Genomic DNA, 25,905 nt, shown 5'->3' with positions numbered 1-25,905 from the left:
AGAGGTCGTCACAATGGAGTGACGACCTTTTTACATAACTCGAATTAAAATAATACCGACAATCCATATGAAGAGAAAAAGAAACGTCATAGACCATTTATGTTCTTGCACCGTATGTTTCAACGCCTGTGACAATTGTGTCATGTTCATTTCCGCAAGCGCTCTCCATACACTTACATCCCGATCTTTAGCAATACGGTCTGTAACGCTAATTAAAATTGTTTCGTTAGACAGTTTCGTTATATAAGCAGTAATAACCGTTACCATCAAATTTATATTTCCTTCTGAAGAATCACTTTCCACTCTAGAGATAAGTGCACTCACATCTAGTAACGGAATATGTACTTTTCTACCAAATGATAGTTGTACTTCAGCGAAATCATATGTTCCATCTAACAAAGGAAGTTCTTTTATATGCGCCTGCTTAACAAGCCCTTGTAGGCTTCTAATTACTTGTTCAAATATTTTTTCTGTTTGCTTACCTTCTCCAGATAACGTGTGTAACTTTTTAAAAAGTTGTAACACTGTATCCATCTCTTTAGAAAGCATTTCCTTCATAATCTTTCCATCACTTAAACTTGCAAGTAAAATACCTATTTCATTATTTTTCGAAATAATTTTAGACTGTCCAGTAAACACTAAATTGCTACGCTTTCGTTCTTTCTGGATTTCATGCTCCGAAATAGCTACAGGCTGTTTTAATGGTTGTAACGCCTTATCTTCAATTGTCGTACGTTTAATCTCCATTTAAGCGCCTCCACTACTATGAAATAATTAGCCCCATTCTTTATTACTCTTTAAAACTAAAAACAGTACGAATAAACCTGACATGATGGTAAACACATCAGAAGCTTGCACTCCCTGTTCACCTTTTTCTTCTTTCTTGTCTTTCGGTTCTTCTTTTTGTTCTTTCTTTTTAGAGGCAACTTGTTTGTTATTTTTCTCTTTTTGGTCCTTCCCCTTATGTACTTCCTTGTTGTCTTCGAACGTCTCTTTTATAACGTAAGTAAATTCCTCTTTCTCTTTCAACGGTTCTTTTATAAACTTATTTACTATCTCATCTTGCTTCGGAATTTGAACAACTGGCAAATTTTCTTCTGGAAGCGGGTTTTTGACTTTCGAATCTTCTTGTTTCTCATTTTCTTTCGTATCTTCTAATTCATTTTCTAGTTTATTATCTAATTTTTCTTCTTTTTCTTTCTCTTCTATCTTTTTATCATCTTCGTTTTTTGGCACCAAAACAGAAATGGTATATTCACTTTCCTCAACAAGTTTATTACCTGCTGCATCTATTATCTCTACCAGTAATTCGTATGACCCAGCCGGCAATGCTTCTGTTATTTCAAATACTTTTTGCCAATCCATATCATGCTTGTTGTAGTCTAATAAAAAGGAAAGCTCTTTATTTTCTTTCCCTTTTAATGTAACGCGCACTTCTTTTACAACCGATTCTATATCTGACGCTTTTACTCGTATTTGTATAGAATCTCCCTGTTTTCGTTCAACTAAGTTCTCTTTTACTTCATCAATAGTAACTTTCTGTAACTTTGGCAATTCTTTATCTATAGTTGGCGTTTCATTTTTAATACGAATGAGCGGGACTTTCACTTCATTTTTTATGAGCTCTTCTTTCTCATTCTCTTTGTAACTTTGAACGAGCTGAAGATTCCAATCACCTTGCAAATCAAAATCCCCTGCTTTATAGTTAGCAACCCAGCTCTTCGTTTCTTCATCATACTCAAAAGATAACATTCTTTCTTGCGCATATTGCTCGCCATTTTTTTGTAACTGCAATATACCTTTCATACTTTGAATGTTTTTCCCATTTGGTTCTACAGCAATTCGCACCTCTTCGCCAACTTTAAGCTCCAGCTTATTTACTGTAATAATTCCCTGTTCTGTTTCTATCTTTCTTTCACTCAATTGTTTATTTGCTACTTCTTGTTGTTCTGCTTTTTTTTGTTTCTCTTCTTTTTGTTTCTCTTCATCTTGCTTCGTTTCCACTTGCTCTGACGATTCTTGAGATTCCTTATTTTCTTCTTGTACATTCACTTCATTTATTTTTTGATTTGACTCAATTTGTTCCTCAGCCTGACTTTGCAAGGGGAAGAACAAGCATACATGTATGCATAGCCAACTCATTAGAAAAAACTTTACGTTTTTCATCTACTAGTTCAAACTCCTATTTCAATGCCTTATAGTGATTTCGTCACTTTTACTCCGAAAAATCCATCTACATTTACAAGTTCACCATACGCCACTAATACATCATTTACATAAATACGAATTGGTTCATCAATATCCTCATCTAGTACAACTGCTTCATTTTCTTGTAAACTTAATATATCTTGAATCGTTTTCACTGTACTTCCAAATACAAATTTCACGTTCATTTCTACATTTTGTAGAATGGACGTGTCCATATATACTGGTTCCATTTGTTTTACTTCTTTAAATTCAATAGGTTGCACAACTGGTTCTACAATTTTTTCTTCTTCAATTTCTTCTGTGGCAATCTCTTCTTCTTCCACCATTGGATACAGAAGTCGCCTTACCATTTCTTTCGCTTCAGAAATTGGCAAAATTTGATACATTTTCGATTGAAGCAGATCACCAATTTCAAGATTGAACGTAATTTGAACGAGTTCGTCCACTTCCATTGACTCTCCCAAATACTCCATTTCTTCTTTTAACGTTACAAATTTAACATTTGGCGGCGTCATGTCCATTTTTTCTTGGAACATTTCTGACATCGCCGTAGCAGCGTGACCCATCATTTGGTTCATAATTTCTTTAATACCGCTCAGTTCTAATTCAGTAAGCTCTTTTTCCGGATCAACTTCCCCTGTTCCCATCATCATTAAATCTACCATTGTTAAGGCGACATCTTTCGTAAATACGAATACATTCTCATTCTTTAGCCCTTCAACAAAGTCAACATTTAAAATAACAAATGGCACTGGTACTCCATCATAATGACGAACATTGATTGCTTCCACATTTGGTGTACTAATTGTAACTGGCTGATTTAAAAGCGTTGACAATACTGTTGAAGCGGAACCAATTGAAATATTTGCAATTTCACCAAGCACATCTTTCTCTTCTTGTGTTAAATGCTCTTTTTCAACTTCTTCTACAATCTCAGTTTCCACTACTTCTGCTAGCTCGTCTTTTTCTTCTACTCCACCAGATAATTGCATTAATTTATTTACCATTTGTTTCGCATGCTCAACTGAAACAATTTGTACAAGTTTAGAGTTTACAAGATTATCTATCTTTAAATCAAACGACACTTTAACAATCGTATGATTCCCATCGATTTCAGAGATTTTCTCCATTTCTTCTGATAACTTTACAACATTAATCGTCGGCGGAGACATATCTACTGTATCTTGGAAGAATTCCGACATAGATGTAGCTGCGAATCCCATCATTTGATTCATCGCTTCTTGTACAGCACTTAGTTCTAATTCACCAAGTTCTTTTCCATCCTCCACTTCACCTGTTCCCATCATCATTAAATCAGCAATGGACAATGCAACATCTTGTTTAAGAACAAGAAGGTTTTCCATATCTAATCCTTTTGTAAAATGAATGTTTAATACAACATGTGGAACTTCGACATCTCTTGAATCATATAAATCTACCAACTCTATGCGAGGAGCAGTAATGCTTACTTGCCTATTTAAAATCGTTGATAATACAGTCGAAGCTGAACCAAATGATATATTTGCAATTTCGCCAAGAATATCGCATTCTTGAGGCGTTAAATGCTCATTTTCTTTTTCTAGCACAATCGTGCTCGTATCCCCTTTTGTGTGTTGCTCAGGCATTTTCCCTGCCTCCTCATTTCTGTTTTTCTATCAAATAATATAAACTCTCATTTGATTTTAGCAAACTTATTATATAAAACGTTAATATGTATGTATTCCCATTATTAGATTAGTAACGATTAGCCAAAAAGCTCCCCAATTGTATACAAGTGGGGAGCTTTCCTTCATTCCTATTATAAACCTTCTGGGTTTAAAATGAGGACCACTCGTCCATCACCGAGAATCGTCGCACCAGAGAAATAGTTAGAACTCTCTGCAAAGAAGTCACCTAATGACTTTAAGACTATTTCTCTTTGACCGATAATTGTGTTTACAATAAGTCCATAGCTGCGATGTGTATTACGAACAATTAACACAGGAACCATTTGACCATCATATGACGCAAACGCCTCATCTACTGTTTTTTCACCAAATACAGTACTTAAATGTTTCACTTCAATAATTTGATTACGATAATTTAACACATCTTTTCCTTGTAAGGATTGGATGTCTTCTCTCTTAATTCGAATTGCTTCAACGATATTTCCAAGAGGTAAAGCATAGCGCTTATCATTCGTTTGAACAAGCATAGATTGAATAATAGACAACGTTAACGGAAGTTCAATTCTAAATGTACTTCCCTTTCCTTCCTCAGAATCAATGATTAAATGTCCACCTAAACTATGAATCGTATGTTTTACAACATCTAATCCGACACCGCGTCCAGAAAGATCTGATACAACTTCAGCTGTACTAAATCCTGGTTGGAAAATAAGATCAAACACTTCACGATCTGTTAATCTATTTGCATCTGCTTCAGTTACAACGCCATTTTTAATCGCTTTTTCTAATACTTTCCCTTTATTAATACCGTTTCCATCATCCGTAATTTGAATAACGACATGATTTCCACTATGAAAGGCTTCTAATTTAATAGTACCTGTCTCATTTTTACCTGCATCACGTCGTTTTTCAACAGTTTCAACACCATGATCGATTGCATTTCGAATTAAATGAACGAGCGGATCACCGATTTCATCAATAACAATTTTATCTACTTCAGTATCTTCACCTGTAATTTGTAAATCGATTTTTTTCCCTAAATCTTTCGCTAACATACGTACCATACGTGGGAAACGATTGAACACAGTTTCAATCGGCACCATACGCATATTTAATAGTACGTTTTGAATATCTTTTGAAATATCGCCTAATCGATTTAAATGTTCAATTAACTCCTTGTTTTGAATCGTTTCAGCCAATTCATCAATGCGCCCACGTTCAATTACACTTTCTTCAAACATATTCATTAATCTTTCGATTTTCTCTAATTGAACACGAATTGAACGATTCTCCACTTTAGCATTTTTCGTTTTTGTAGTACTTTTAGCTGGCATAGCACTTGTAGGTTGATTCGTTGCCACTATCGGTGATTCTACCTGCGTAGCCACAGCTGGTTGTAGCATTTCTTCTACTTGCACAACTTCTTGTGTAACAACTTTTTTAGAAGCTACTTCCCTCGATATAGGTTCTCCTTGCTTTACTTCCACTTTCTCAATTTCAGAAACATGAAGTACTACTTGTTTCAATTCTTCTATACTACAATCAGTATCCATAAATACTGTAAATTCAAATCCGAAAGCATCTGCTTCAATTTCTTCAATACTCGGAGCTGTTTTTTGTATATTCCCTACATTCTGCAATGCTTCAATACACATAATGGCACGTACTGCTTTTAAAATTGCTTGCTGTTCAACTGTTATATGCACTTCATGTGAAACTGCATCATCGTTGTCTATATGATTTTGCTCTATATGTTCCGTAGGAGTTTCTACATTGCCGTTCAATAATGCTTCTAATTTCTGTTTAGTTGAGACTACATCAATATTGCCCATTCCACCTTGTTGCACATCTGCAACCATCTTCTCCAAATTATCAATGCACTCAAAAATCACATCAATAATATCCGCATTTACAACTATATTTCCATGACGAATTTCATCTAACACATTTTCCATCTTATGCGTTAAATCAGCCATCTCTGTAAATTCCATACTCGCAGACATACCTTTGAATGTATGAGCGGAGCGGAATATTTCTCCTACAACATCCATATCAGCAGGATTTTGCTCTAACACTAGCACATTTTCATTTAGCGACTGTAAATGTTCTTCTGACTCTTCGAAAAATATATTTAATAGATCTGTTTGCATTTTTATCCCCTACCTGTCTAACAAACATTTCATTTATGTATAACAATTTAGTGTTTTATAATGAGAAAAAAGGGGGCCACACGTCGATCCGCTATCACTGTTTTGATTCCTTGTGGCACCCCTTCTATATTAACTATTTGCTACTTTTGTTAAAGCTTCAATTACACGATCCGCTTGGAATGGCTTTACAATAAAGTCTTTTGCCCCGCCCTTAATTGCATCTAATACCATACCTTGTTGTCCCATTGCAGAACAAATAACAACCTTTGCACTTGAATCAATTTTAATAATTTCTTTTAATGCTTCAAGCCCGTCCATTTCTGGCATAGTAATATCTAATGTTACAATATCAGGTTGAAGTTCTTTATACTTTTGAATTGCTTCTACCCCATTCTCTGCTTCGCCGATAACTTCAAATTCCTCATTACTTTTTAATAAGTTTTTAATCATCGTTCGCATAAACATCGCATCGTCTACTACTAAAATTTTATGTGCCATTCTTTTTAATTCTCTCCTTCTATGTATAAATATATCTTAATATTTCACCTTATCATTCTCACTCATTATACAAAATAAAATGATAAAATTTAATATTTTTTTAAAAGAATTTTCGTATTTTTATTATTTTATTATTAAAATAATAATATACTACTCTTTTATATAAATAACAACGCGACGGTTTTTTTCCCAGTTTTGCGGTGAATCATTTGGTACAATTGGCTTTGTGTCTGCATATCCTACCGCAGCTAGCCTTTTATCATCCACATTATACACTTCAATTAAATGGTGAATCATATTTGCCGCTCGTGCTGAAGATAACTCCCAGTTAGAAGGGAATTTCTCGTTATGAATAGGTCTACTATCTGTATGTCCCTCTACAACAATTGGGTTAGGTACGGATTGAAAAAATCCAACTAATTGACTTATTATCCCTTTCGCTTCGGGCTTAACGTTCGCATCGCCTGTATCAAATATTAAATTATCTACTATAACGACGCTTACCCCTGTATCCTCTCGATATACATTCACTTGACTAATACCGTTATTATCTACATACGCTTTCAACTTCTTATATAATTCATCCATTCTCTTTTTTGAGATCATTTTTTCATCATTTTTTTCATGTGAAATATCTGGTATTGTATTTTCCATTACTTTTGCATCTACTTGCCCCGTATCACTAAACTTTTCAAGCATCTTTGACAATTTTACTGCATCTTGCTTTGATGTAGCAACTAGTAATACGAAGAAAGTTAATAATAACATCGTTAAATCTGTAAAAGTCGTCATCCAACGAGGCGATCCCTTTTGCGGTCCTTTACTCATCATACCACTCCTTGAAATATTAGGCTGCTCCTTTTACCTTTTTTACCTTTGTTTCGTATACGTATGTATCCAGTTTCAACTTTAATTTAGAAGGGATTTGTCCTCGATACAATTCTGAAATTGCTTCTATTACAAACTTCTTCTCTGTATATAAATCTTCAATACCACGGTATACTTTTTCCGACAGAGGGATTGCAATCATATTCGCAAGTACAGACCCATATAATGTCGTTAACATCGCAACTGCCATCCCTGTACCAATTTGCGATGTATCTTGTAAGTTTTGGAGCATAATGATAAGACCGATTAACGTACCAATCATTCCCCAAGCTGGAGCAAAATCACCAATTTTATCTAATAATGCCGCTCCTTTTCTTAACTCATACACTTCCGTTTCAATATCTTTCAATAACACTTCTTTTAATTCTTCTTCATCGTAACCGCTTAACATTAATCGAATTCCTTTTTGAATAAAAGGATTGTCTACTTGCTCTCCATCAACCTCTAAAGAAAGCAAGCCATTCTTTTTAGACTTTTTCGAAAAATCAACAAACAAATCCGTTAACTGTTCTAAATCTTCTTCTCTTCTATGTAAAACAGTGAAAATACTTTTCGTATATTTTTTTATTTCTCCAAATCGATATGCCACAACAATTGTCGCTGTTGTTCCCCCTATGACAATTAAAATAGATGAAATATCTAAAAAGTTTTTGAAAGCTTTTATTCCACCGCCGCCAAGCATAATTGCCGCTATCACTATGATGAAACCTACTATGATGCCCACTGGGCTAGAAATATCAAACTTCCTTTTTCTTCTTTGTGGTCTAACTAATACTTGATTTTTTTCTCCCATATTTCTGCCCTTTCCTTTCCATTTTCATATAACATTTTTTTATTTTAATAATACGTTTTCACATATAACATGTATTATACGCTTATCATCTGTTTATCGCAATATACTCATGAAATTGACACATTTCATTTCTATATTAGAATTATGGTATAAAAACATGAGGAGGCTCACGATGGAACACAACATTTTACAAGTCATTGCATTAGCAGAAAAATTAAAATATGAAATGCGACACAGCTGGCTTTCCAACGGACGTCAAGAAAGTGTTGCCGAGCATACATGGCGTATGTCTCTAATGGCCATTTTAGTTGAACCTTATTTGGATCAAAAAGTAAATATTGAGAAATTACTTAAGATGGTTATTATTCACGACCTAGTCGAAGCCGAAGCTGGTGATATCCCTGCTTTTGATACGATGAATAGTCACGAATTACAGCTACAAAAACAAAAAAATGAACTAGAAGCTATTTTAAATATTAAACAAACATTAACAGGTTCTCTCGGCGAAGAATTATATGACTTATGGATGGAGTTTGAAGCGAAAGAAACGTACGAAGCAAAAGTTGCTAATGCACTCGATAAACTTGAGGTAAAAATCCAGCATAACGAAGCTGATATTGATACGTGGCTACCAATTGAACATAAAATGACATTCCAAGTAGCAAAGCATACAAACTTTGATTCTTTCCTATCTAAATTACAAAAAATTATTGAACAAGATGGAGAAAAGAAGTTAATTGCTGCCGGCATTGATGTTGAGGCATGCAAGCAATAATGAAATAAGACACTCAACAAGAGTGTCTTATTTCATTATTGTTGATATAGCCTGCTTATAAATAAGCTGTTGTTTTCCATCCACTAAGATTAAAACTGTAAATTTATCCACTCCAACAACTTCTCCTACTATTCTAACGCCACTCTTTAAGAAAATTGTAACTGTACCTTTTTCTTCTTTTATTTGTTTATACAATTCTTCCTGTAAATGTTCCAATTACTGTCCTCTCCTTTCTGTGAAACATCTTAATATAAAAAACTATAAATTTTTTATTTATGCACTTTGTCTTTTATATTCATAAACTTATTAATTAGTATATCTAAATCACGACTAAATAACAAAACTTTATCATGATCCAATCCGTGTCTCGCAACAAGTTGAATTAATTCTTTCTTTTTGTTTTCTATTTTATTTTGTAATTGTCCCATCTCCATCTCTATACTAAAACTCCCTTTTCCCATAATATTACTTGTAAAATTATAGTACATATTCTCTCATAAAAAAATAAGAAAATGGTTTTTTTTACAATTTTTTATTTTTTATGCCTAAATTATGAATTACGTAAAGGTTTATTTACAAATCACTAACATGCAATCCTAATGAATCTACAGGCATTTGTCTAATTATAAATGAGACTGGCTCGTTTTCTATACAAAAAACATACTGTATATAGTAGTCCATGAACCATATAGATTAACTTACTAAAAAGGAGGAAAACATATGAGTTATGGTGGAAGTTGCGCTGGTTTCGGCGGTGGATTTGCTTTGCTTATCGTACTATTCATCCTTCTAATCATCATCGGATGTAGCTGTTGGGGTGGCGGCGGATACGGATATTAATATATCCTATCCTTGACAAATGAACTAAAAACTATAGAAAAACAGCTCATATTTGAGCTGTTTTTTTCATACTTTCGTATGAATTTATATCCCTCTTATTTGCGATTTCAACTAACAAAATATCGTTTAATATGGAATAAGAAACATTTTACTAAGGAGGATTACAATGATTAAAGGTCTTTACGAAGCCCATTTACCTGTCCATAGCTTAAAAGTATCTATTCCTTTTTACGAATCACTAGGCCTAACATTATATAAAAGAGGAGACAATATTGCTTTCTTTTGGATTACAGAAAATAAAAGTTGGCTCGGCCTTTGGGAAGGGTCAGAATACAAAGTTCATTATCACCCCTCTTTACGACATATCGCCTTTCAAGTTAGCTTACATGATTTAGAAAATGCGATATATTGGCTAAATCAAAAAGGAATTTCAGCACGAAAAGACTTTGGGATGGAGCCAATTGAACCGATTGTTTTTCCAGAATTGGCACACGCCTCCGTATACTTTAACGATCCTGATGGAAATAGTTTAGAATTGATCGCACAATTACCTGTTGGACTTCCTACAGAGGAAAAAGTGTATTTAAGCGAATGGAAAAAACAAGTTCAAGCATCATCATTACATAAGGATTAATCTATTTATGTCAGTTTCTTATTCCACACTTCTTAAAACAAATAAAAACTTCAATAAACTATTTTATGGGCAAACATTCAGTGTACTTGGGGATTGGTTTCATACGGTAGCTTTATTAACATTTGTCTACAGCATAACGGAATCGCCGTTTATGATCGCACTTACTTTTATAAGTAAAGGGTTACCAGCGCTTCTTCTTAGTCCTTTCATTGGCGGAGTTGTAGATCGTTTTTCTAAAAAAAATATTATGATTTTCACCGATATTACACGGGGAATTCTAGTCCTTACATACTTACTCGCAGGCTATAAAATTGAGATTATTTTCATTGCTAATATATGTTTATCTGTACTTTCTTGTTTATTTGAGCCGGCTAAACAAGCAACCTTAAAAAATATCGTACACCAAAACCATTTCGTAACTGCTAACTCTCTTTCTAGTACAATTACTGGTTTTATGTCTATTATAGGTGCTTCTTTGGGCGGGATACTTGCACAACCTTTACATATTGAGTTCGCTTTTTTAGTAAATAGCCTATCATACTTTATTTCAGCTTATTTTATTTATACTATGAGTATCCCTGCTCATAATACTTGTAACAAGAAAAAAGCATTTTTCACTGATATAAAAGATGGTTATACATACATATTACAAACAAAAATCATTTTAACATTAATTCTTGTCGGCATTTCATGGGGCATTATTGGCGGCGCTTATCAACTACTTCTAACAATCTATGCCGAGAGAATTTTCCACACTAACATTGGAATTTTATATACAGTTCAAGGCACTGGGCTTATGATTGGAAGCCTCCTCGTTAATCTTTATATGTCTCATAATAAAGAAAAAATGAAAAAAGTATTCGGTTGGGCCTACTTATTACAAGGAATTTTCTTTCTCGGATTCATTCTATCCGATCAACTTATTATCGGTATCATTACTTTATTCTGTATGCGCATAGCAGGAGGAATCATCGTTCCACTTGATACGACATTACTTCAAACTTACACACACGAAAATATGATGGGTAAAGTTTTTTCATTCCATTACTCCATTTACGGATCTCTTATTCAGTTATCGATGTTTTTTACAGGAGGGCTGTTAGAAATTCTTTCTCCTCAAATGATTGGCAGTTTATTAGCTATATGTTGTATTTTTGTAAGTTTTATATGGCTGTTCTTGTTTTATCGTGGGGATCTCAGTGAATAATTTAATGATAATCAATAAATTTTGATCCCATTCATTATTTGTTTCCCCATAATAAAATTATTTAAAAATGTAAATCGAATTTTTTAGTTAAAGAGCCTTATATGGCAACACTATTTGAGAAAAAACTAGATATTTATGTTAAAATATAAACAAGTTTGTGAAATATTGCACTTAAATAATAGACTTTAACTAGTTAAACTGAATTAAATAGGAGGGCTGTTTTGGGTATCACATTCATTTTCGTATGTATTATATTAGTGGCTTCTATTCTGCAAGCAAGTACAGGTTTTGGCTTTTCCATAATGGCAACCCCTTTCTTACTTATGTTATTTCTACCACAAGAAGCTATACAAATAAACATTATTTTATCTTTAATTATCTCCATTTCACTCATTTGGAAAATAAGAATGGACGTTGATTTTGTTCTACTGAAAAGGTTTATTCTTGGAAGTATAGTTGGTGTTCCTTTTGGCATTTTAATCTTCATTTCCGTTAACATAAACATTTTTAAATTAGCAGTTAGCATCCTACTCTTACTATTAACATTATTGCTAATATGCAACGTTAAGGTTAGATCAACACAATCTAGAGATTTCATAGTTGGCGGATTATCTGGTCTTTTAACGACCAGTATCGGTATGCCAGGTCCTCCACTGTTACTTTATTTTACAGGAACTGCTACTGAAAAAGAGAAGTTAAGAGCAACTACATTAGCTTTTTATCTGTTTATATATTTCATTAGTCTAGTAACTCAAATACTCTTTACTGGCACAAACAAAACCATTTGGGAATCAATTTTTTATGCCATTCCAATTGTCTTTTTAGGTTTGTTTATAGGACAAATTATTTTTAAATGGATTAATCAACGGATTTTCAAAATATTTACGTATATTCTTTTAAGTTGTACAGGAGGGTATCTTCTTATTGAAAGTTTGAACTTGTTATAGAAGGTGCTTTAAATCGTACAATAACAGATATGTTCAAACGAAATTATTGCTGTATTTTCCGGCGGGGTATTCCATATCAAAACTTAAATGGCCTTATTGGCAGTTTACAATTAGCAATCATCGTTCTTTCATAAGACCAATTTTTCAAATCAAAATACTAAATAAAGTGGAACTTTAATCAGTGGGGGTTTTGTTCATCCCCACCTAACTTCTTTGCTTCCCCTGAATTTTGAGATGGGGTTCTTACTGCCCGGAAAATAGCGTGATAAAACGATAAAAAGCGGCTATTATGCCGCTTTTTACATTAAATATTTTATAAAACAAAGACCTGCACTTACTATCACAAATATATTAAAAAATAAGAAAAACCCTTTTTCAAAATCTGTATACTTTTCTACTTTTACTCCTCGCTTTTTTAACTCCATAACTATCATTGCAACTTCACGTGCATACTTAATACTTCCAAATTGTATATGAGTGTTATTATATTTAATCTCAAAGACATTTTTCATTTTTTTATGTTGCGAAATGGATTGTATATCCTCTATTGGCATGCTATGTTCATGTGTCTTTTTAAAATAACAATCTAATCCTTTCATAATCACTCTTTTATTTGTTAAAACGAGATAATAATAGAAAGTAGCTCCTACGTAATATATATTTGGTATGACTTTATTATTTGTCATATACCCTTCGTCTACTAACAGTTCCTTCTTAATTTCTTCATCAACTTGTAATTCACTTCGAATTGACTCTTCTAACATTTGTAAAGTTAATTTTTTTAGTAACTCTCCATTTCTTACATAATACTTATCTATATCGATAGACTCATTTGCTTCTTTCTCTAAACGTGTAATTTCTTCCTCTGAATATTGGAGCTCATTTAACATCGATAATAATCTTTTATCCATATTACACACTCCCTTTCCACAGTTTTTGAAATTTTTTCTTCCCACGAGAAATTCGATTGTATATATAATCTGCCTTTACTTTTAATTCTTTTGCAATATCGTCAATGGAATACCCATCAATATACCTCTTTAAAAAGATATATCGATCTTTCTTATTTAAATCTTGAACAATTTCCATAATCTCTTCTTCTTGTTCTATTTCATACCTATCATGGACACTTGTATCTATTTCTACGTCCTTATCGATTTTATTCTCTTTATATACTTTCTTTTTATATTCCAATGCCTTCAATTTAGTAATACCAATCATCCAAGATTTTAAGTTTCCCTTTTCTGTATCAAATTGGTCGATATTAAACCAAATAACAGTAAATACATCGTTATAACAATCATCCACATATTGTTTTTCAGTAGGGGTACTTAATGATTTATGAATAATGTACAAAATTAATTTTCCATATTGATCAATCACTTCTTTCAAAGCATCTTGATCATGTTTTTTCATAGCTATAATTAAATCCTCTTCAGAATCGAAAATCATATGCATCTTCCTTCCTCAGTTCCCCTTTAGCAGCTGCCTTTACTTACTATTGGTATTTCATTCTCATTTTCTATCACTTTTGGAAAAATTTATTAACTTTTATTTCTATATATATGATAACAAACGAAATACCTAAGATCAGAAAGAATAGACAACTTTCTGATCTTAGGTATTTCTCCTTTCAAAAAAGGCAAACCCGCATCACAGGTTTGCCTCTTTACTCACTTCTTATTTAATCCTTTTTCACTTAAAAACTCTTTCATATGCATTCTTTTTTCTTTAGACATAAACGAACTCATTGATTCCGTCCATGTTACTTTTTTTTGATTTGATGATCTTTCTTTGTAATACGCGCTCATCGTTTCATCATATTCGTTTAATAATTCATCATATTTTTGTTCATCATATCCATTTTCATGAAGAACCGCTGCTACCGGTAAGCGTGGTTTAACTCCATGTTCTTCATCTGGTACACCGACTGTCATTCCGAATACAGGATATACTTTATCTGGTAAATGAAGCAATTCGCTCACTTCTCTCGGATTATTACGAATACCACCAATATAACAAATACCGTATCCTAATGACTCTGCTGCTAACGCTAAGTTTTGCGCAAAAAGTGAAGCATCTACCGTCGCAACGATAAAGTCTTCCACCCCTTCATGCTTTATCTCTGTACCATGTTTTTCACATGCAATTTCAAGTCGTTTTAAATCTGCACAACAAACAAAGAATGCTGCGCAGTCTTTCACATGGCGATTTCCGGATAACTCTGCTAATTTAGCCTTTAATTCCTGATTTGTTACATATATGACAGAATACGCCTGTACAAAATGTGATGAAGCCGCATGCTGTGCAGCGTGCACCATTTTTTCTACTACATCTTTCGGAATTGCTTCTTCTTTATATTTACGAACTGAAACGTGTTGCTCTATCTTATGTATTATCTCATTCATGAAAATCACTCCTTTTTCTCTTCATAATGAAAAATTAACACATCTTTTTCAATATTCACAACTTATAAGCACAAAAAGAGCAATTCTTTTTGAATTGCTCTTTTTTTAAAACGTCTATGAATACGGTAAATGAAATTTTTTCTTGTCTTATTACGCCGTTTTCAAGACTTTAATACCTTTTACGATATTCCAAATGAAGTAGTAAATTCCTACAAGAATGAACACTGTATATGTGATAATCATTCCAATTCCAGCACCGTCAGATTGATTGAAACCTAAACCGTACATTCCTGATACTGCTAGTCCTCCAAATAAGATTGCGTATGGGAAAACATGTGACCAAAATGCTTTTTTCGCGTGATATTTCACTTCATCTTCTGCAACAAAGTACACGATAATTGGTAGTAAAAATGGTGCAAAAAAGATGCTAAAGTAACATAACGAAGATAAAATATTATTTCCTTTCATCCGATTCACCTCTAAATAGTTTTTGTTACCTTCATTATGTCAGGAAACCATTCTAGAAACTATCGCTTTACCTTTCACTAACGTGACATATTTGTAAGATTTTCCTCAAATTAAATCCCGTCTGAAGTTTCAGACGGGATCACTTTCACTATATTCGATTCATAAACCAATACTGTGTAATTGCTAAATATTCTCGTACATTCGATGGAATGATGATTGGTTTCGGTGTTTTTGCCGGAAGACCTTCTAATTGTAAACCTTGTTTGGCAGCTATTTTTTTCGCTCTAAACATATGAAAATCGTTTGTTACGATCATACCTTTTTTCATATCGGCTGGAATTAACGGTTTTGAGAATGTAATATTCTCATCTGTATTCTTAGATTTGTCCTCCATTATAATACGGTCTTCTGCGATGTTTTGTTTTATTAGTCCTTGTTTCATTGCTAATGCTTCTGAAATGTCTTCACCTTTTCCTTGTCCTCCAGATACGATAGCGATTGTTTTCTCATGTGATTTTAAATATTCAGCTGCTTTATCAATACGATATTGCAATGAATAAGATGGTTTCGTTCCATTTACTTTCGATCCTAGTACAATTATGTACTCAGCATCGTCACTTGCATTCATATGTCCATGCTTATAAATGTGATATTGTAAAAACCCCGCATATACGGCGCAAATCATTATAACAACTAAAATACACTTTATTATTTTCTTCTTTCTCATACTCATATACTCCTATTTTCTTTTACTTCCTTCATGATAATATCCATTTATTTGTTTGTATACAGACAAATTCCAATAAACCCTAAATTATCCTCTGAAAGGTAATATTTATATTACTTTCGGGAATAGTAAGTACAACTTTACACCAAGGAGTGTCTCTATTGCTTCTCTTTTTATGTAACGTGTCGTTCTTTTTCATCTTATTTTTACTATCGCTTAAGTTACTCGGTAAATCCGCGTTAGCACAACTAACTCCTCATGATTTTGGGGCTATAATCTTTTTATCTTATTTAGCTTTCCAGGCCATACCCGTCTCTGGTGCTTTACAAGCATTTCTCGGTATGGTTGTTATTACATGTTTACATTTACTCCTTACAAAATTAAGCCTATTCAACAAACTAAATCGTTTTATTCTCGGACACCCTATCATTTTAATTAAACATGGTGATATTATTTTTGAGAACTTACAAAAAAGTAGATATCCCATTGCCGAACTACTTTCTAATCTTCGCGTTGCAGGATATCCGAGTGTTCATGAAATTGAATACGCCATTTTAGAAGCGAACGGAGCTATTAGTATTTTACCAAAAAGAGAACTTGTACCATTAACTCCAAAAGATTTAAACATAGATGTTAAGTATGCTGGATTACCAATTGCACTTATTGTCGATTCACAAATTCAATATGATAACTTAAAGTTAATCCATAAAGATGAAAAATGGTTATATAAAGAATTAAAAGAAAAAGGAATTACAAATATTAAAAACGTTGCTTTCGCTTCTGTTCAAGAAACGGATGGATCTTTTGCGATTAGTTTAAAGGAATAAAAAAATCCCCTTAATTGCTTAAGGGGATTTTCTTCATCATATCGCTTCTTTCTCTCCTGCCATATTTAATGGAACAGGATGTTTCATACGATTCATCGTAAATACGATAATTGCTGTCATTACTTCAGCAACTGGCATAACGAGCCAAATTCCGTTTATCCCAAATAATTTCGGCATAATCCATAACAATGGAATGATAAATAGTAACCCTCGGCTCATTATAATCAGTACTGATTTCTTCGTTTGTCGCACTGATTGGAAGTACTCTCCATACACAATGTTATAGCCTAAAAATACGTATTGAATAAAGAATAAGCTAATACCCGTTAATGTTAACTCCAATAATTCTGGAGATTGGACATCAAATAGACCAATGATATATTTCCCGAAGAATAATCCGACAATTATCGCAATGCCCCCAAGTACAACAGCAATTTTCACAGCAAACTTCAATCCTTCACGAAGTCTCTCTGATAAGTTTGCCCCGTAATGGAAACTAGCAATCGGTTGCAATGCAGCACCTACACCGAAGAATAATAGTAATGCCATTGCATGAATACTATTCACCATCGCATAGGAAGCTACTCCTACTTCTCCTGCATATTGGACGAATGCGATATTAAAACCAATCGTTACGATTGCAACCGTACTTTCTGCTGTAAAACTTGGGAAACCAATCACCATAATTTGTTTGACAGTATCCCATTCAAAATGGAATTTCGTCCATTTTAAAATACTACTTTTTCTAAAGAAATGAGTTAATAATACAAGGAAACCAATCGCTGCCGAAAGAATAGTCGCTGAAGCAGCACCTGTTACCCCCCATCCAAAGATAAAAATAAAGATATAGTCAAATACTATATTTAATACAGCCGTTACAACAAGACCTGCCATTGCTAAATTAGGATTTCCATCATTTCGTATAAATGTACTTAAAATATTTTCTAAAACGTATATCATTCCAAATGTTAATAATACGTGTAAATAGTCTAACGCATATGGTAAAATCACTTCATTTGCACCAAATAAGTACGCTAAATCTTCTATTCTCCATAAACAAATAGCCGCTAAAACACCTACGATAACAACTGCTACCGTCATGGATTGAGTAAAAATAGACCGTGCTCTTTCTCGTTTATTTTCACCTAATGCAATGGAATATAACGTTGCCCCGCCCATTCCGATCCATAATGAAATAGAGAAGAAAATCGAAAACGCTGGAATAGCCACGTTTACTCCTGCTAAACCGTTCGCCCCAACTCCTCTACTAATCATGACCGCATCAATTACAATATTAACTGACATTAATACCATTCCTAGAACAGCTGGTATTAAATAAGAAATAAATAAACTTTTTATCGGTTTTTCTCTTAATTTTTCTGTTGCTTCCATACTCTAATATGCTCCTTTTTCAACTCTCTTTCCTCAGTTTAAACCTTCAAGTAACTTGAAGGTCAATAGGGAATTAAAAAATAGGTAACTTAATTATCGCGTTTGATGCTCATTTGTAATTATACGAGTCCTATAACTTATTGCTTTGTTTTTTCATTATAGGAATTTGAATTTCTGTTACTTGCTCCTCTGGATTTTCTGTTACAGACCAATCAATTAATGCAATCTCAATCGAATCTCCGTCTATTTCATATCCTTCTTGATCAATATATTTTATTAATTTCTTATATGTTTCATCAGTTTCTTCATATGGCCCGTGGTGATATACACAGGCAAATATACCTGCTTTAATTTCATCTGAACTATTCACTTGAAAGGGCATGTAATCCAAAAGAATGAAAACACTACTATATGCTTGAAACTCATTTTGCATTAATCCTTTTTTCGCAACAGTTACACCAATATCTCCAGAAAATAAACTATCATCCATTTGCCTCATATTTTTTTGCAACGAATGGATGTAGTACTCAAACATATCATCCGTCGTATTTGGAGCAACCGCAATTGCTGTAATTTTCCGCTGCGGAATCTCTTTAATTACCATTTGTTCAGCTTTTGCTTTTGTTGCTTCCTTAATTAAATGAATTCTATGTTCCATTTTTGCTAAGGCATATTCAATTTCTCTTTGTTTCTTCAGCATCATTTCTTGTTGTTTTTCCAGTAAATTGAGTGCGTATGTTGGATTTCTTTCATCAATATATTTCTTAATTTCCTTTAACGGAATATTTAACTGGCGTAAAAATTTAATCGTATCTAACAGTGAAAATTGATCGATTGTATAATAACGATAATTCGTTTGAGGATCAACAATGGACGGATGAAAAATTCCTTTTTCATCATAATACCTCAATGTAGATTCTGCGATATTATGCATTTTTGCCATTTCTCCAATTGTAAAGCGTTTATTTAATAACATGTTTCCTTCTCCAATTCATTAAAAATATTGCCTTATTTCTTCTTATTATATAGCCATTCCCTTCATACCTAAATCAAATTCCATCATGAAAATCTGCTATTTTTTCATTGATTTTTAATAAATTTTATTATATATTAATTACAGGTTCAAATTACGAGTTCAAAAGAACTTGTAATCAGACCCTTTTGTTTAATGGGTTTTACATATTTTCATTAGGCAAATTCCGAGAAATCGTATTATAAAATTAAAAATGACGAGGAGAGGATCAGATGGAATTCGAATTTTTCTTTCAAATTGCACTTATTTTATTAAGTACAAAGCTTGCTGGTGATCTTAGTGTTAGATTAGGTCAACCTTCTGTACTAGGTAAATTAATTGTCGGTATAGTTATCGGTCCAGCTGTATTAGGTTGGATTGAAAATTCAGAGCTTCTAACTCAATTAAGTAATGTCGGGGTTATTCTTTTAATGTTTATGGCTGGACTTGAAACAGACTTAGAAGAATTAAACGCAAATCGTAATTCTTCTTTAGCAGTTGCACTCGGAGGTATCATTCTTCCATTCGTAGGTGGTTACGTTTCCGGTCTTGTGATGGGAATGGAACAAGGAAACGCTGTATTCTTAGGATTACTTCTATGTGCGACAAGTGTTAGTATTTCCGTACAAACACTTCGTGATTTAGGTAAAATGAAAACACGTGAAAGTACGACGATGCTTGGAGCCGCTGTATTTGATGACATTCTTGTTGTTATTTTATTAGCATTTGCAATGAGCTTCTTAGGTACTGATGATGTTAACTTAACAATGGTTATCTTGAAGAAAGTAGTATTCTTCGCTTCTATTATTTTAATCGGATGGAAAGGTGTTCCTGCGATTATGCGCTGGTTATCACCACTGCGCGTATCTGAGTCTATCGTGAGCGCGGCTCTTATCATCTGTTTCTCATTCGCATATTTCGGCGAATTATTAGGAATTGCTGGTATTATCGGTGCTTTCGCTGCTGGTATTGCAATTTCTCAAACAAACTACAAACATGAAGTAGAAAAGAAAGTAGAACCAATTGCTTACGCTATGTTCGTTCCCGTATTCTTCGTTAGTATCGGTATGAATATTACATTTGACGGTATCGGCAATCAAATTTGGTTCATCTTAGCATTAACTGTTATCGCTGTATTAACGAAATTAATCGGCTGTGGATTCGGTGCTCGAATGACTGGATTTGACGCTAAGTCTTCTGCAATTATCGGTGCTGGAATGGTTTCTCGTGGTGAAGTTGCACTTATCATCGCAGGAACAGGACTTTCTTCAGGTCTATTGGCACAAAATTACTTTACAGCTATCGTTATTGTCGTTATTTTAACTACAATGATTACACCACCAATGTTAAAATACACTTTTGGTGCAAAAGATAAAGTAATGAAAGCAAGTAAATAAGTTTACTATAATAGAAGGAGATTGCTATTTTATAAGATAGCAATCTCCTTTTTGTTTTATCTTTAAACAATCCCGTTCTTTTTTAACCATTTTTCAAAAATAATTTGTGCTTCATCATCATCAATATCATTCCCAAATGAATACACCATAATGCCATAATCATCTATATATTTACCTAGCTTCATTCCCTCCACTTTCTTATAAAAATCGTCTGCCTCATAGTGCGGAATATAAGCATCCCAAACTGGTTCATTTATTCTTTTGTACGCTGTCACTTCTAAATCATATCCGTCTTCATAATATCCGATGTGATAATGTTTGTTAGGATCATATTTCTCCATTAAAAGTCCCCTCCTACTAAACAAAAGCGAGCCTTATATTACAGCTCGCTCCTCTCTCTATTTATTAAATACGTTCCATCGCCGTCTTCAACGTTCCAACAACAAAAGCAATTTCTTCACTTGAAATAATAAGCGGCGGCGCTAATGTTAAAACGTTATTATATCCTGCTGTTGTCATACCGTTTCGTCCTATAATTAAACCCTTTTCTTTACAAGCATTTACAACACTTGCTATTTTATCATTATCAATTGGCTCTTTCGTCTCTTTATCATTTACTAATTCAATTCCAACTAATAGACCTTTTCCTCTAATATTCCCAACAAGCGGATGTTCTCCAATTTCATCTTTTAGTTGCTCTAATAAAAGGGAACCCATTTGTGCAGATCGCTCAATTAAATTTTCATTTTCCATAATCTCTAAATTTTTAAGTGCTAATGCACAAGCTGCTGGATTTCCACCAAATGTATTAATATGGCGGAAAAATTCATATTCTCCTTTACCTTTAAAAGCCTCATATATTTCTTTTTTCACAGCTGTTGCAGATAATGGTAAATATGCGCTCGTAATGCCTTTTGCCATTGTAATAATATCTGGCTTCACATCATAATTCATAAATCCGAATGCTTTTCCTGTACGCCCAAAACCGCAAATCACTTCATCACTTATAAGCAAGGCACCGTGTTTTTGACACGTCTCATGAACAGCTTTCATATAGTCTTGTGGTGGCATTAATATGCCCCCGCCTGTAATAATAGGTTCCATAATAAACGCAGCAATTGTTTCACTTAATTCCCACGTCATAACACGATCGACTTCTTTCACACATTCTACATCATAGATATGCTGCCCTTCAATTTCAGGCATACGGTAACAATCCGGTGGTGTTACATGTAAAAAACCTGAAGCAAACGGCTCATATTGATATCTACGCTGCGCTTGTCCCGTCGCTGCCATTGTCGCCATTGTATTCCCGTGATATCCACGATAACGTGACATAAATTTATAACGATGTGGTTCACCTTTTTGAGCATAGTATTGTCTTGCTATTTTAAAAGCTGTTTCGTTCGCTTCTGAACCACTATTTGAGAAGAAAATAACATACTCTCCCCCAAGCCACTCATTTAACTTTTCAGCAAGCTTTATAGCTGGCTCATGGGATTGTGACATTGGAAAGTATGATAATGTTTGTAATTGCTTATAAGCCGCTTCTGCGAGCTCTTTTCTTCCATATCCACTATTCACACACCAAAGGCCACTCATACCATCTAAATATCTTTTTCCTTGTATATCTTCAACCCAGCACCCTTCAGCTTTTGCCCCTACCATTGTACTATTTGGACTAAAGGGACGCATTCCGTGCCAAACATATTGCTCATCTTTTGCTAATAATTCATCAGTTTGCTTCGTTTTCATCATTACTTCCACCTTCCATAACAACTTATTTTTCACAAAAGCTGCGCTGGTGCCATGATGACTTAAATTTCTCCCTGCTATTTTCATTCCACAAAATTAAGACAAATCCTACTTACAAATCAGTAATATTTACAAGAAAATGACAAAAGAAAAAAGAGCTTTTCTTATCTATCGAAAAGCTCCTCTTTTATTTAATGTGAAGACGCATCGCTAATGCCATGACCAGTATTAGATTTCACGAGAATTTCATCAAATTTCGCTTCATCTTCTTTCTTACTAGATAAAACCGTTCCTAAATATGCTGCAAGAAATCCGAGTGGAATTGAAATAATTCCTGGTGTCGTATATGGGAATAACGCTTCCCCAACAAAAATAGCTTTTCCAGCTACAGGGTTCCAAACATTCGGACTCAACGCTACGAGAACAATTGCTGATACGAGACCTACAATCATACCCGAAATAGCACCCGTTGTATTAAAACGCTTCCAATATATTGTAAATAAAATTACTGGTAGATTTGCACTCGCTGCAACTGCAAATGCTAATGATACTAAAAATGCTACGTTTAATGTTTGGGCAAATAATGCAAGTATGATAGATAGTATCGCTACTCCAATAGATGCATAACGAGCCATGGATACTTGCTCTTTTTCCGTTGATTTTCCTTTACGAATGATTTCATTATAAAAATCATGAGCGAATGCTGATGCTGCTGTTAATACAAGACCTGCCACTACAGCCAAAATCGTTGCAAAAGCAATTGCTGATACGAAAGCAAATAAGAAGTCTCCACCTAACGCTTTGGCTAATAAAGGTGCCGCCATATTACCAGCTGGGTTCGCTTTAATAATCGCTTCATTTCCTACAAACGCTGCCGCACCAAATCCTAAGAAAATCGTCATAATATAAAATGCACCAATTAACCACGTCGCATATACGACAGATTGACGTGCAGTTTTTGCATCACGTACTGTAAAAAAGCGGACTAGTATATGTGGTAATCCAGCTGTACCAAGTACTAGTCCTAAATTTAAAGAAAGTGTATCAAGACCATCCTTATACTTTACACCTGGATTTAAAAATGAATCTTTTAAAGGTGTAGCTGTTTTCATTTGGGCGAACATTTCAGTCACGCTGAAGTTGAATTTTGCGAAAACGATAACAGAAATAATAAACGTACCAGCCATAAGTAATACAGCCTTTACAATTTGTACCCAGCTCGTTGCTGTCATACCTCCAAAAATAACATACACCGTCATAAGTGTTCCAACGATTAATACAGATGTCGTATATTCAATCCCTAATAATAATTTAATAAGTGCACCCGCGCCAACTAATTGTGCAATCATATAAAAGATAGAAATCGTCATCGTATTAAGAGCTGCAACTCCGCGAACTTTTTTCGCATCAAAGCGTGCTGCAATCATATCCGCCAAAGTGTACTTCCCTAAATTTCTAAGCGGTTCTGCAACAAGATACAGTACAACTAAATAAGCAACTAAAAAACCGATACTATAAAAGAATCCATCAAACCCAGTTAATGCGATTGCTCCGGCTATACCAAGAAATGAAGCAGCAGACATGTAATCTCCAGCAATGGCTAGACCATTTTGCCAACCAGTTAATCCCCCTCCTGCCGTATAAAATTCACTCGCATTTTTCGTTTTTTTCGATGCAAAATAGGTTATGACTAGCGTACCAAGAACGATAATTAAAAATAGTGCAAACGCAGTAGTATTCAAGTTCAGCCCCTCCCTTTTTGCATGTTTTGCAGAATTTTTTGGGAGATTTCATCAAATGATTCTGCTTTTTTGCTATAAATCATACATAGTGCCCATGTCATGATAAATTGGGAAAAAGCAAATACCCACGCCCATGTAACGTCACCAAATGCAGGTGTATTAAGCACCTTTGAATACGACGTTAAAATAGGCAGTGCAATAAAAAAACTAAAAAAGAAAATACTCATTGGAACGATAAACTTCTTTTTCGTATTTAATAACAATTGAAATTCTTCCGACTGAACGACCTCTGTATAATTCACCTCATTTTGCAACTTACGTGCTGACGTATCATCTCGTTTCATTAACCGATCCCCTCTCTTACTTGAAATACACTTCCCCTTCGTATACCTAAAGACTAAATTTTATAAATATTCAGAAACTTATACTCATTTTAGACAATCCATACATTCATGCAAAGATTTTTCGATAGACATTTTTCAGCAAATTCCCCCAAATTTTTAATATACTTTTTCAAAATAAAGTGACACTTTACTTTTTTTCCTCATTAAGACAAAAGCAGTGCTTAACGCACTACTTTTGTCTTTTTTTCCTTTTCTAAATTACGAGCTGTTTCGCTTAACTCAACATCTTTTCCGTCTTTAAGTGTTCCAAATATAAAATCGAATACTGGATTTGAAACACCGAACCAAAACTTTTCGTTTTTATAATGGTGTAATATATGTTGTTTTTTTAGCCATCTTCCAAACTTAGTGACGGGACGAATCGGTCTATGGGCAATATAATGTTTCCATTCGTAAACGAGCAGCATGATAATCATTCCGATTCCAAATGAAAGTGTAATAGTAACACTTTTTGTAATACCATATGCTATAAGCAAATAAATAGTAAAACTAGGTATACTAAACCATACAGGTAAAAACAAAAGTTTTAAATCCTCTGGATATACGTGGTGATCATAATGTAATCTTCTTAACATTTTTAATAGAAATGTGTTTTTAGGTGGCTTTATATGGAATAAAAAACGATGTGTCATATATTCATTAAGTGTATAGAAAACAATCCCAAACATACATGCTAACATCCCAAACCACGTAAAAAATTGCATTTTTAAAATAATAATGAAAATAAATAGAATGCTATACATAATAACGATATCATGTTGTAAAAAGAACTCTTTCCCCACTTTCTTCATCTTGTTTCCCCCTTTTCCAAAAAAACAGCCGCAACATATCGTTACGACTATTTCTTTTCTATTCTTATTCTATTCACTTTACAAATTTGCCTGCTGTTCTATTGTCGAGAAAAAATTGTTCGATCCAAATATATTTTGCTTCGGAATAATATGTTCCACTGCAAATACTGTTACTTCTCCTCTTTGCACTTCTCCAATAATGAGCCCAAATATTTCATGATTTACTGCAAACGTCGGTTGCTTTGTTTGTAGCAATCTTGCAGCATTATGAAATACCGCCTCATATAGTGGATTTCTATCAGTAATTTCTTTTCGGATTTTTGGCGCTAACGTAATGATAATTTCTTTTCCGTCAATAGTGGTTCGATACATAAA

The 25,905-nt window shown here is 33.8% G+C and carries 29 protein-coding genes; 7 read left to right on the top strand and 22 right to left on the bottom strand.

Translation table 11 applies throughout. The features are described 5' to 3' along the window. Positions 1-30: 30 nt before the first annotated feature. From AC1Q8M_RS04485 to AC1Q8M_RS04455, 7 genes are all read right to left on the bottom strand, one after another. Complete coding sequence (locus AC1Q8M_RS04485; RefSeq protein WP_098400477.1) at positions 31-747, bottom strand: hypothetical protein; 717 nt, start codon at positions 745-747, stop codon at positions 31-33. 27 nt (positions 748-774) lie between these two features. After that, positions 775-2,166, bottom strand: a complete 1,392-nt coding sequence (locus tag AC1Q8M_RS04480) for a transglycosylase (protein WP_098400476.1) — start codon at positions 2,164-2,166, stop codon at positions 775-777. A 29-nt stretch (positions 2,167-2,195) separates the two neighbouring features. Next, a complete protein-coding gene (locus AC1Q8M_RS04475; protein ID WP_098400475.1) occupies positions 2,196-3,833 on the bottom strand; it encodes a flagellar motor switch protein in 1,638 nt (545 codons plus the stop codon). 173 nt (positions 3,834-4,006) lie between these two features. Next, positions 4,007-6,025, bottom strand: a complete 2,019-nt coding sequence (locus tag AC1Q8M_RS04470) for a chemotaxis protein CheA (RefSeq protein ID WP_001192623.1) — start codon at positions 6,023-6,025, stop codon at positions 4,007-4,009. 129 nt (positions 6,026-6,154) lie between these two features. Continuing rightward, positions 6,155-6,523 carry a response regulator gene (locus AC1Q8M_RS04465; RefSeq protein ID WP_098400474.1) on the bottom strand — a complete coding sequence of 123 codons (369 nt, stop codon included), beginning with the start codon at positions 6,521-6,523 and terminating at the stop codon, positions 6,155-6,157. Positions 6,524-6,673: 150 nt separating this feature from the next. Further along, complete coding sequence (locus AC1Q8M_RS04460; protein WP_000033627.1) at positions 6,674-7,351, bottom strand: OmpA family protein; 678 nt, start codon at positions 7,349-7,351, stop codon at positions 6,674-6,676. A 19-nt stretch (positions 7,352-7,370) separates the two neighbouring features. Continuing rightward, a complete protein-coding gene (locus AC1Q8M_RS04455; protein ID WP_098400473.1) occupies positions 7,371-8,204 on the bottom strand; it encodes a MotA/TolQ/ExbB proton channel family protein in 834 nt (277 codons plus the stop codon). Positions 8,205-8,376: 172 nt separating this feature from the next. Here AC1Q8M_RS04455 and AC1Q8M_RS04450 point away from each other — a divergent pair, with 172 nt between their 5' ends. After that, entirely contained in the window at positions 8,377-8,979 is a 603-nt protein-coding gene (locus tag AC1Q8M_RS04450) for an HD domain-containing protein (protein WP_016513063.1), read from the top strand. A gap of 27 nt (positions 8,980-9,006) precedes the next feature. On the opposite strand, the gene hfq is transcribed toward AC1Q8M_RS04450, so the two are convergent. Both hfq and AC1Q8M_RS04440 read right to left on the bottom strand, forming a co-directional pair. Beyond that, entirely contained in the window at positions 9,007-9,195 is a 189-nt protein-coding gene (hfq, locus tag AC1Q8M_RS04445; RefSeq protein ID WP_000400665.1) for an RNA chaperone Hfq, read from the bottom strand. Between the two features lie 53 nt (positions 9,196-9,248). Next, complete coding sequence (locus AC1Q8M_RS04440; RefSeq protein ID WP_000291691.1) at positions 9,249-9,467, bottom strand: aspartyl-phosphate phosphatase Spo0E family protein; 219 nt, start codon at positions 9,465-9,467, stop codon at positions 9,249-9,251. Between the two features lie 232 nt (positions 9,468-9,699). On the opposite strand from AC1Q8M_RS04440, the gene AC1Q8M_RS04435 reads away from it, so the two are divergent. The 4 genes from AC1Q8M_RS04435 to AC1Q8M_RS04420 all read left to right on the top strand — a co-directional run bounded on the left by AC1Q8M_RS04435 (position 9,700) and on the right by AC1Q8M_RS04420 (position 12,607). After that, positions 9,700-9,819, top strand: a complete 120-nt coding sequence (locus tag AC1Q8M_RS04435) for a YjcZ family sporulation protein (protein ID WP_000120179.1) — start codon at positions 9,700-9,702, stop codon at positions 9,817-9,819. A gap of 166 nt (positions 9,820-9,985) precedes the next feature. Then, the gene (locus tag AC1Q8M_RS04430; protein WP_016082195.1) at positions 9,986-10,453 is read left to right on the top strand and encodes a VOC family protein; all 468 of its coding nucleotides are present in this window, start codon (positions 9,986-9,988) and stop codon (positions 10,451-10,453) included. A gap of 7 nt (positions 10,454-10,460) precedes the next feature. After that, entirely contained in the window at positions 10,461-11,660 is a 1,200-nt protein-coding gene (locus tag AC1Q8M_RS04425) for an MFS transporter (protein ID WP_098662129.1), read from the top strand. Positions 11,661-11,881: 221 nt separating this feature from the next. Then, positions 11,882-12,607 carry a sulfite exporter TauE/SafE family protein gene (locus AC1Q8M_RS04420; RefSeq protein WP_098360901.1) on the top strand — a complete coding sequence of 242 codons (726 nt, stop codon included), beginning with the start codon at positions 11,882-11,884 and terminating at the stop codon, positions 12,605-12,607. Between the two features lie 299 nt (positions 12,608-12,906). Here the strand turns inward: AC1Q8M_RS04420 and AC1Q8M_RS04415 are convergent, their stop codons facing one another. The 5 genes from AC1Q8M_RS04415 to AC1Q8M_RS04395 form a co-directional block, all read right to left on the bottom strand. Beyond that, complete coding sequence (locus AC1Q8M_RS04415; protein ID WP_098360900.1) at positions 12,907-13,518, bottom strand: PH domain-containing protein; 612 nt, start codon at positions 13,516-13,518, stop codon at positions 12,907-12,909. Position 13,519: 1 nt separating this feature from the next. Next, complete coding sequence (locus AC1Q8M_RS04410; protein WP_141549508.1) at positions 13,520-14,065, bottom strand: sigma-70 family RNA polymerase sigma factor; 546 nt, start codon at positions 14,063-14,065, stop codon at positions 13,520-13,522. A gap of 215 nt (positions 14,066-14,280) precedes the next feature. Continuing rightward, positions 14,281-15,015, bottom strand: a complete 735-nt coding sequence (nfsA, locus tag AC1Q8M_RS04405; RefSeq protein ID WP_098400471.1) for an oxygen-insensitive NADPH nitroreductase — start codon at positions 15,013-15,015, stop codon at positions 14,281-14,283. A 150-nt stretch (positions 15,016-15,165) separates the two neighbouring features. Continuing rightward, positions 15,166-15,483, bottom strand: a complete 318-nt coding sequence (locus AC1Q8M_RS04400) for a magnetosome magnetite crystal formation protein family (protein WP_063546959.1) — start codon at positions 15,481-15,483, stop codon at positions 15,166-15,168. 148 nt (positions 15,484-15,631) lie between these two features. Next, a complete protein-coding gene (locus AC1Q8M_RS04395) occupies positions 15,632-16,210 on the bottom strand; it encodes a YdcF family protein (protein ID WP_098360899.1) in 579 nt (192 codons plus the stop codon). Positions 16,211-16,371: 161 nt separating this feature from the next. Here AC1Q8M_RS04395 and AC1Q8M_RS04390 point away from each other — a divergent pair, with 161 nt between their 5' ends. Further along, positions 16,372-17,037, top strand: coding sequence for a DUF421 domain-containing protein (locus tag AC1Q8M_RS04390; RefSeq protein ID WP_000923922.1), 666 nt, complete (start codon positions 16,372-16,374; stop codon positions 17,035-17,037). 36 nt (positions 17,038-17,073) lie between these two features. On the opposite strand, the gene AC1Q8M_RS04385 is transcribed toward AC1Q8M_RS04390, so the two are convergent. Both AC1Q8M_RS04385 and AC1Q8M_RS04380 read right to left on the bottom strand, forming a co-directional pair. Next, positions 17,074-18,429, bottom strand: a complete 1,356-nt coding sequence (locus AC1Q8M_RS04385; protein WP_098400470.1) for an MATE family efflux transporter — start codon at positions 18,427-18,429, stop codon at positions 17,074-17,076. A 130-nt stretch (positions 18,430-18,559) separates the two neighbouring features. After that, complete coding sequence (locus AC1Q8M_RS04380) at positions 18,560-19,405, bottom strand: MerR family transcriptional regulator (protein ID WP_000925940.1); 846 nt, start codon at positions 19,403-19,405, stop codon at positions 18,560-18,562. Between the two features lie 269 nt (positions 19,406-19,674). Between AC1Q8M_RS04380 and AC1Q8M_RS04375 the strand changes: the two genes are divergently transcribed. Further along, positions 19,675-20,838, top strand: a complete 1,164-nt coding sequence (locus AC1Q8M_RS04375; RefSeq protein ID WP_098360897.1) for a cation:proton antiporter — start codon at positions 19,675-19,677, stop codon at positions 20,836-20,838. Between the two features lie 62 nt (positions 20,839-20,900). Here the strand turns inward: AC1Q8M_RS04375 and AC1Q8M_RS04370 are convergent, their stop codons facing one another. From AC1Q8M_RS04370 to AC1Q8M_RS04345, 6 genes are all read right to left on the bottom strand, one after another. After that, positions 20,901-21,179, bottom strand: coding sequence for a DUF3986 family protein (locus AC1Q8M_RS04370; protein WP_098400469.1), 279 nt, complete (start codon positions 21,177-21,179; stop codon positions 20,901-20,903). 64 nt (positions 21,180-21,243) lie between these two features. Further along, positions 21,244-22,593, bottom strand: coding sequence for an aspartate aminotransferase family protein (locus tag AC1Q8M_RS04365; protein WP_000850960.1), 1,350 nt, complete (start codon positions 22,591-22,593; stop codon positions 21,244-21,246). A gap of 191 nt (positions 22,594-22,784) precedes the next feature. Next, positions 22,785-24,335: a solute symporter family protein gene (locus tag AC1Q8M_RS04360; RefSeq protein WP_001098240.1), complete on the bottom strand. Its 1,551-nt coding sequence runs from the start codon at positions 24,333-24,335 to the stop codon at positions 22,785-22,787. Between the two features lie 2 nt (positions 24,336-24,337). Further along, positions 24,338-24,679, bottom strand: a complete 342-nt coding sequence (locus tag AC1Q8M_RS04355; RefSeq protein WP_097924913.1) for a DUF485 domain-containing protein — start codon at positions 24,677-24,679, stop codon at positions 24,338-24,340. 221 nt (positions 24,680-24,900) lie between these two features. Then, complete coding sequence (locus AC1Q8M_RS04350) at positions 24,901-25,530, bottom strand: sterol desaturase family protein (protein ID WP_090975970.1); 630 nt, start codon at positions 25,528-25,530, stop codon at positions 24,901-24,903. A 78-nt stretch (positions 25,531-25,608) separates the two neighbouring features. Then, positions 25,609-25,902, bottom strand: coding sequence for a hypothetical protein (locus AC1Q8M_RS04345; RefSeq protein ID WP_000286363.1), 294 nt, complete (start codon positions 25,900-25,902; stop codon positions 25,609-25,611). Between the last annotated feature and the right edge of the window lie 3 nt (positions 25,903-25,905).

It is taken from the genome of Bacillus sp. GW823-FHT06A10 (assembly GCF_058795375.1).
This window is presented reverse-complemented; position numbering and strand designations above follow the sequence as displayed.

What these genes read in the sequence shown, in the direction of transcription:
- AC1Q8M_RS04485 (WP_098400477.1), bottom strand. Translation starts at nt 747, where the DNA reads ATGGAGATTAAACGTACGACAATTGAAGATAAGGCGTTACAACCATTA.
- AC1Q8M_RS04480 (WP_098400476.1), bottom strand. Translation starts at nt 2,166, where the DNA reads ATGAAAAACGTAAAGTTTTTTCTAATGAGTTGGCTATGCATACATGTA.
- AC1Q8M_RS04475 (WP_098400475.1), bottom strand. Translation starts at nt 3,833, where the DNA reads ATGCCTGAGCAACACACAAAAGGGGATACGAGCACGATTGTGCTAGAA.
- AC1Q8M_RS04470 (WP_001192623.1), bottom strand. Translation starts at nt 6,025, where the DNA reads ATGCAAACAGATCTATTAAATATATTTTTCGAAGAGTCAGAAGAACAT.
- AC1Q8M_RS04465 (WP_098400474.1), bottom strand. Translation starts at nt 6,523, where the DNA reads ATGGCACATAAAATTTTAGTAGTAGACGATGCGATGTTTATGCGAACG.
- AC1Q8M_RS04460 (WP_000033627.1), bottom strand. Translation starts at nt 7,351, where the DNA reads ATGAGTAAAGGACCGCAAAAGGGATCGCCTCGTTGGATGACGACTTTT.
- AC1Q8M_RS04455 (WP_098400473.1), bottom strand. Translation starts at nt 8,204, where the DNA reads ATGGGAGAAAAAAATCAAGTATTAGTTAGACCACAAAGAAGAAAAAGG.
- AC1Q8M_RS04450 (WP_016513063.1), top strand. Translation starts at nt 8,377, where the DNA reads ATGGAACACAACATTTTACAAGTCATTGCATTAGCAGAAAAATTAAAA.
- AC1Q8M_RS04440 (WP_000291691.1), bottom strand. Translation starts at nt 9,467, where the DNA reads ATGTACTATAATTTTACAAGTAATATTATGGGAAAAGGGAGTTTTAGT.
- AC1Q8M_RS04435 (WP_000120179.1), top strand. Translation starts at nt 9,700, where the DNA reads ATGAGTTATGGTGGAAGTTGCGCTGGTTTCGGCGGTGGATTTGCTTTG.
- AC1Q8M_RS04430 (WP_016082195.1), top strand. Translation starts at nt 9,986, where the DNA reads ATGATTAAAGGTCTTTACGAAGCCCATTTACCTGTCCATAGCTTAAAA.
- AC1Q8M_RS04425 (WP_098662129.1), top strand. Translation starts at nt 10,461, where the DNA reads ATGTCAGTTTCTTATTCCACACTTCTTAAAACAAATAAAAACTTCAAT.
- AC1Q8M_RS04415 (WP_098360900.1), bottom strand. Translation starts at nt 13,518, where the DNA reads ATGGATAAAAGATTATTATCGATGTTAAATGAGCTCCAATATTCAGAG.
- AC1Q8M_RS04410 (WP_141549508.1), bottom strand. Translation starts at nt 14,065, where the DNA reads ATGCATATGATTTTCGATTCTGAAGAGGATTTAATTATAGCTATGAAA.
- nfsA (WP_098400471.1), bottom strand. Translation starts at nt 15,015, where the DNA reads ATGAATGAGATAATACATAAGATAGAGCAACACGTTTCAGTTCGTAAA.
- AC1Q8M_RS04400 (WP_063546959.1), bottom strand. Translation starts at nt 15,483, where the DNA reads ATGAAAGGAAATAATATTTTATCTTCGTTATGTTACTTTAGCATCTTT.
- AC1Q8M_RS04395 (WP_098360899.1), bottom strand. Translation starts at nt 16,210, where the DNA reads ATGAGAAAGAAGAAAATAATAAAGTGTATTTTAGTTGTTATAATGATT.
- AC1Q8M_RS04385 (WP_098400470.1), bottom strand. Translation starts at nt 18,429, where the DNA reads ATGGAAGCAACAGAAAAATTAAGAGAAAAACCGATAAAAAGTTTATTT.
- AC1Q8M_RS04380 (WP_000925940.1), bottom strand. Translation starts at nt 19,405, where the DNA reads ATGTTATTAAATAAACGCTTTACAATTGGAGAAATGGCAAAAATGCAT.
- AC1Q8M_RS04375 (WP_098360897.1), top strand. Translation starts at nt 19,675, where the DNA reads ATGGAATTCGAATTTTTCTTTCAAATTGCACTTATTTTATTAAGTACA.
- AC1Q8M_RS04370 (WP_098400469.1), bottom strand. Translation starts at nt 21,179, where the DNA reads ATGGAGAAATATGATCCTAACAAACATTATCACATCGGATATTATGAA.
- AC1Q8M_RS04365 (WP_000850960.1), bottom strand. Translation starts at nt 22,593, where the DNA reads ATGAAAACGAAGCAAACTGATGAATTATTAGCAAAAGATGAGCAATAT.
- AC1Q8M_RS04355 (WP_097924913.1), bottom strand. Translation starts at nt 24,679, where the DNA reads ATGAAACGAGATGATACGTCAGCACGTAAGTTGCAAAATGAGGTGAAT.
- AC1Q8M_RS04350 (WP_090975970.1), bottom strand. Translation starts at nt 25,530, where the DNA reads ATGAAGAAAGTGGGGAAAGAGTTCTTTTTACAACATGATATCGTTATT.
- AC1Q8M_RS04345 (WP_000286363.1), bottom strand. Translation starts at nt 25,902, where the DNA reads ATGTATCGAACCACTATTGACGGAAAAGAAATTATCATTACGTTAGCG.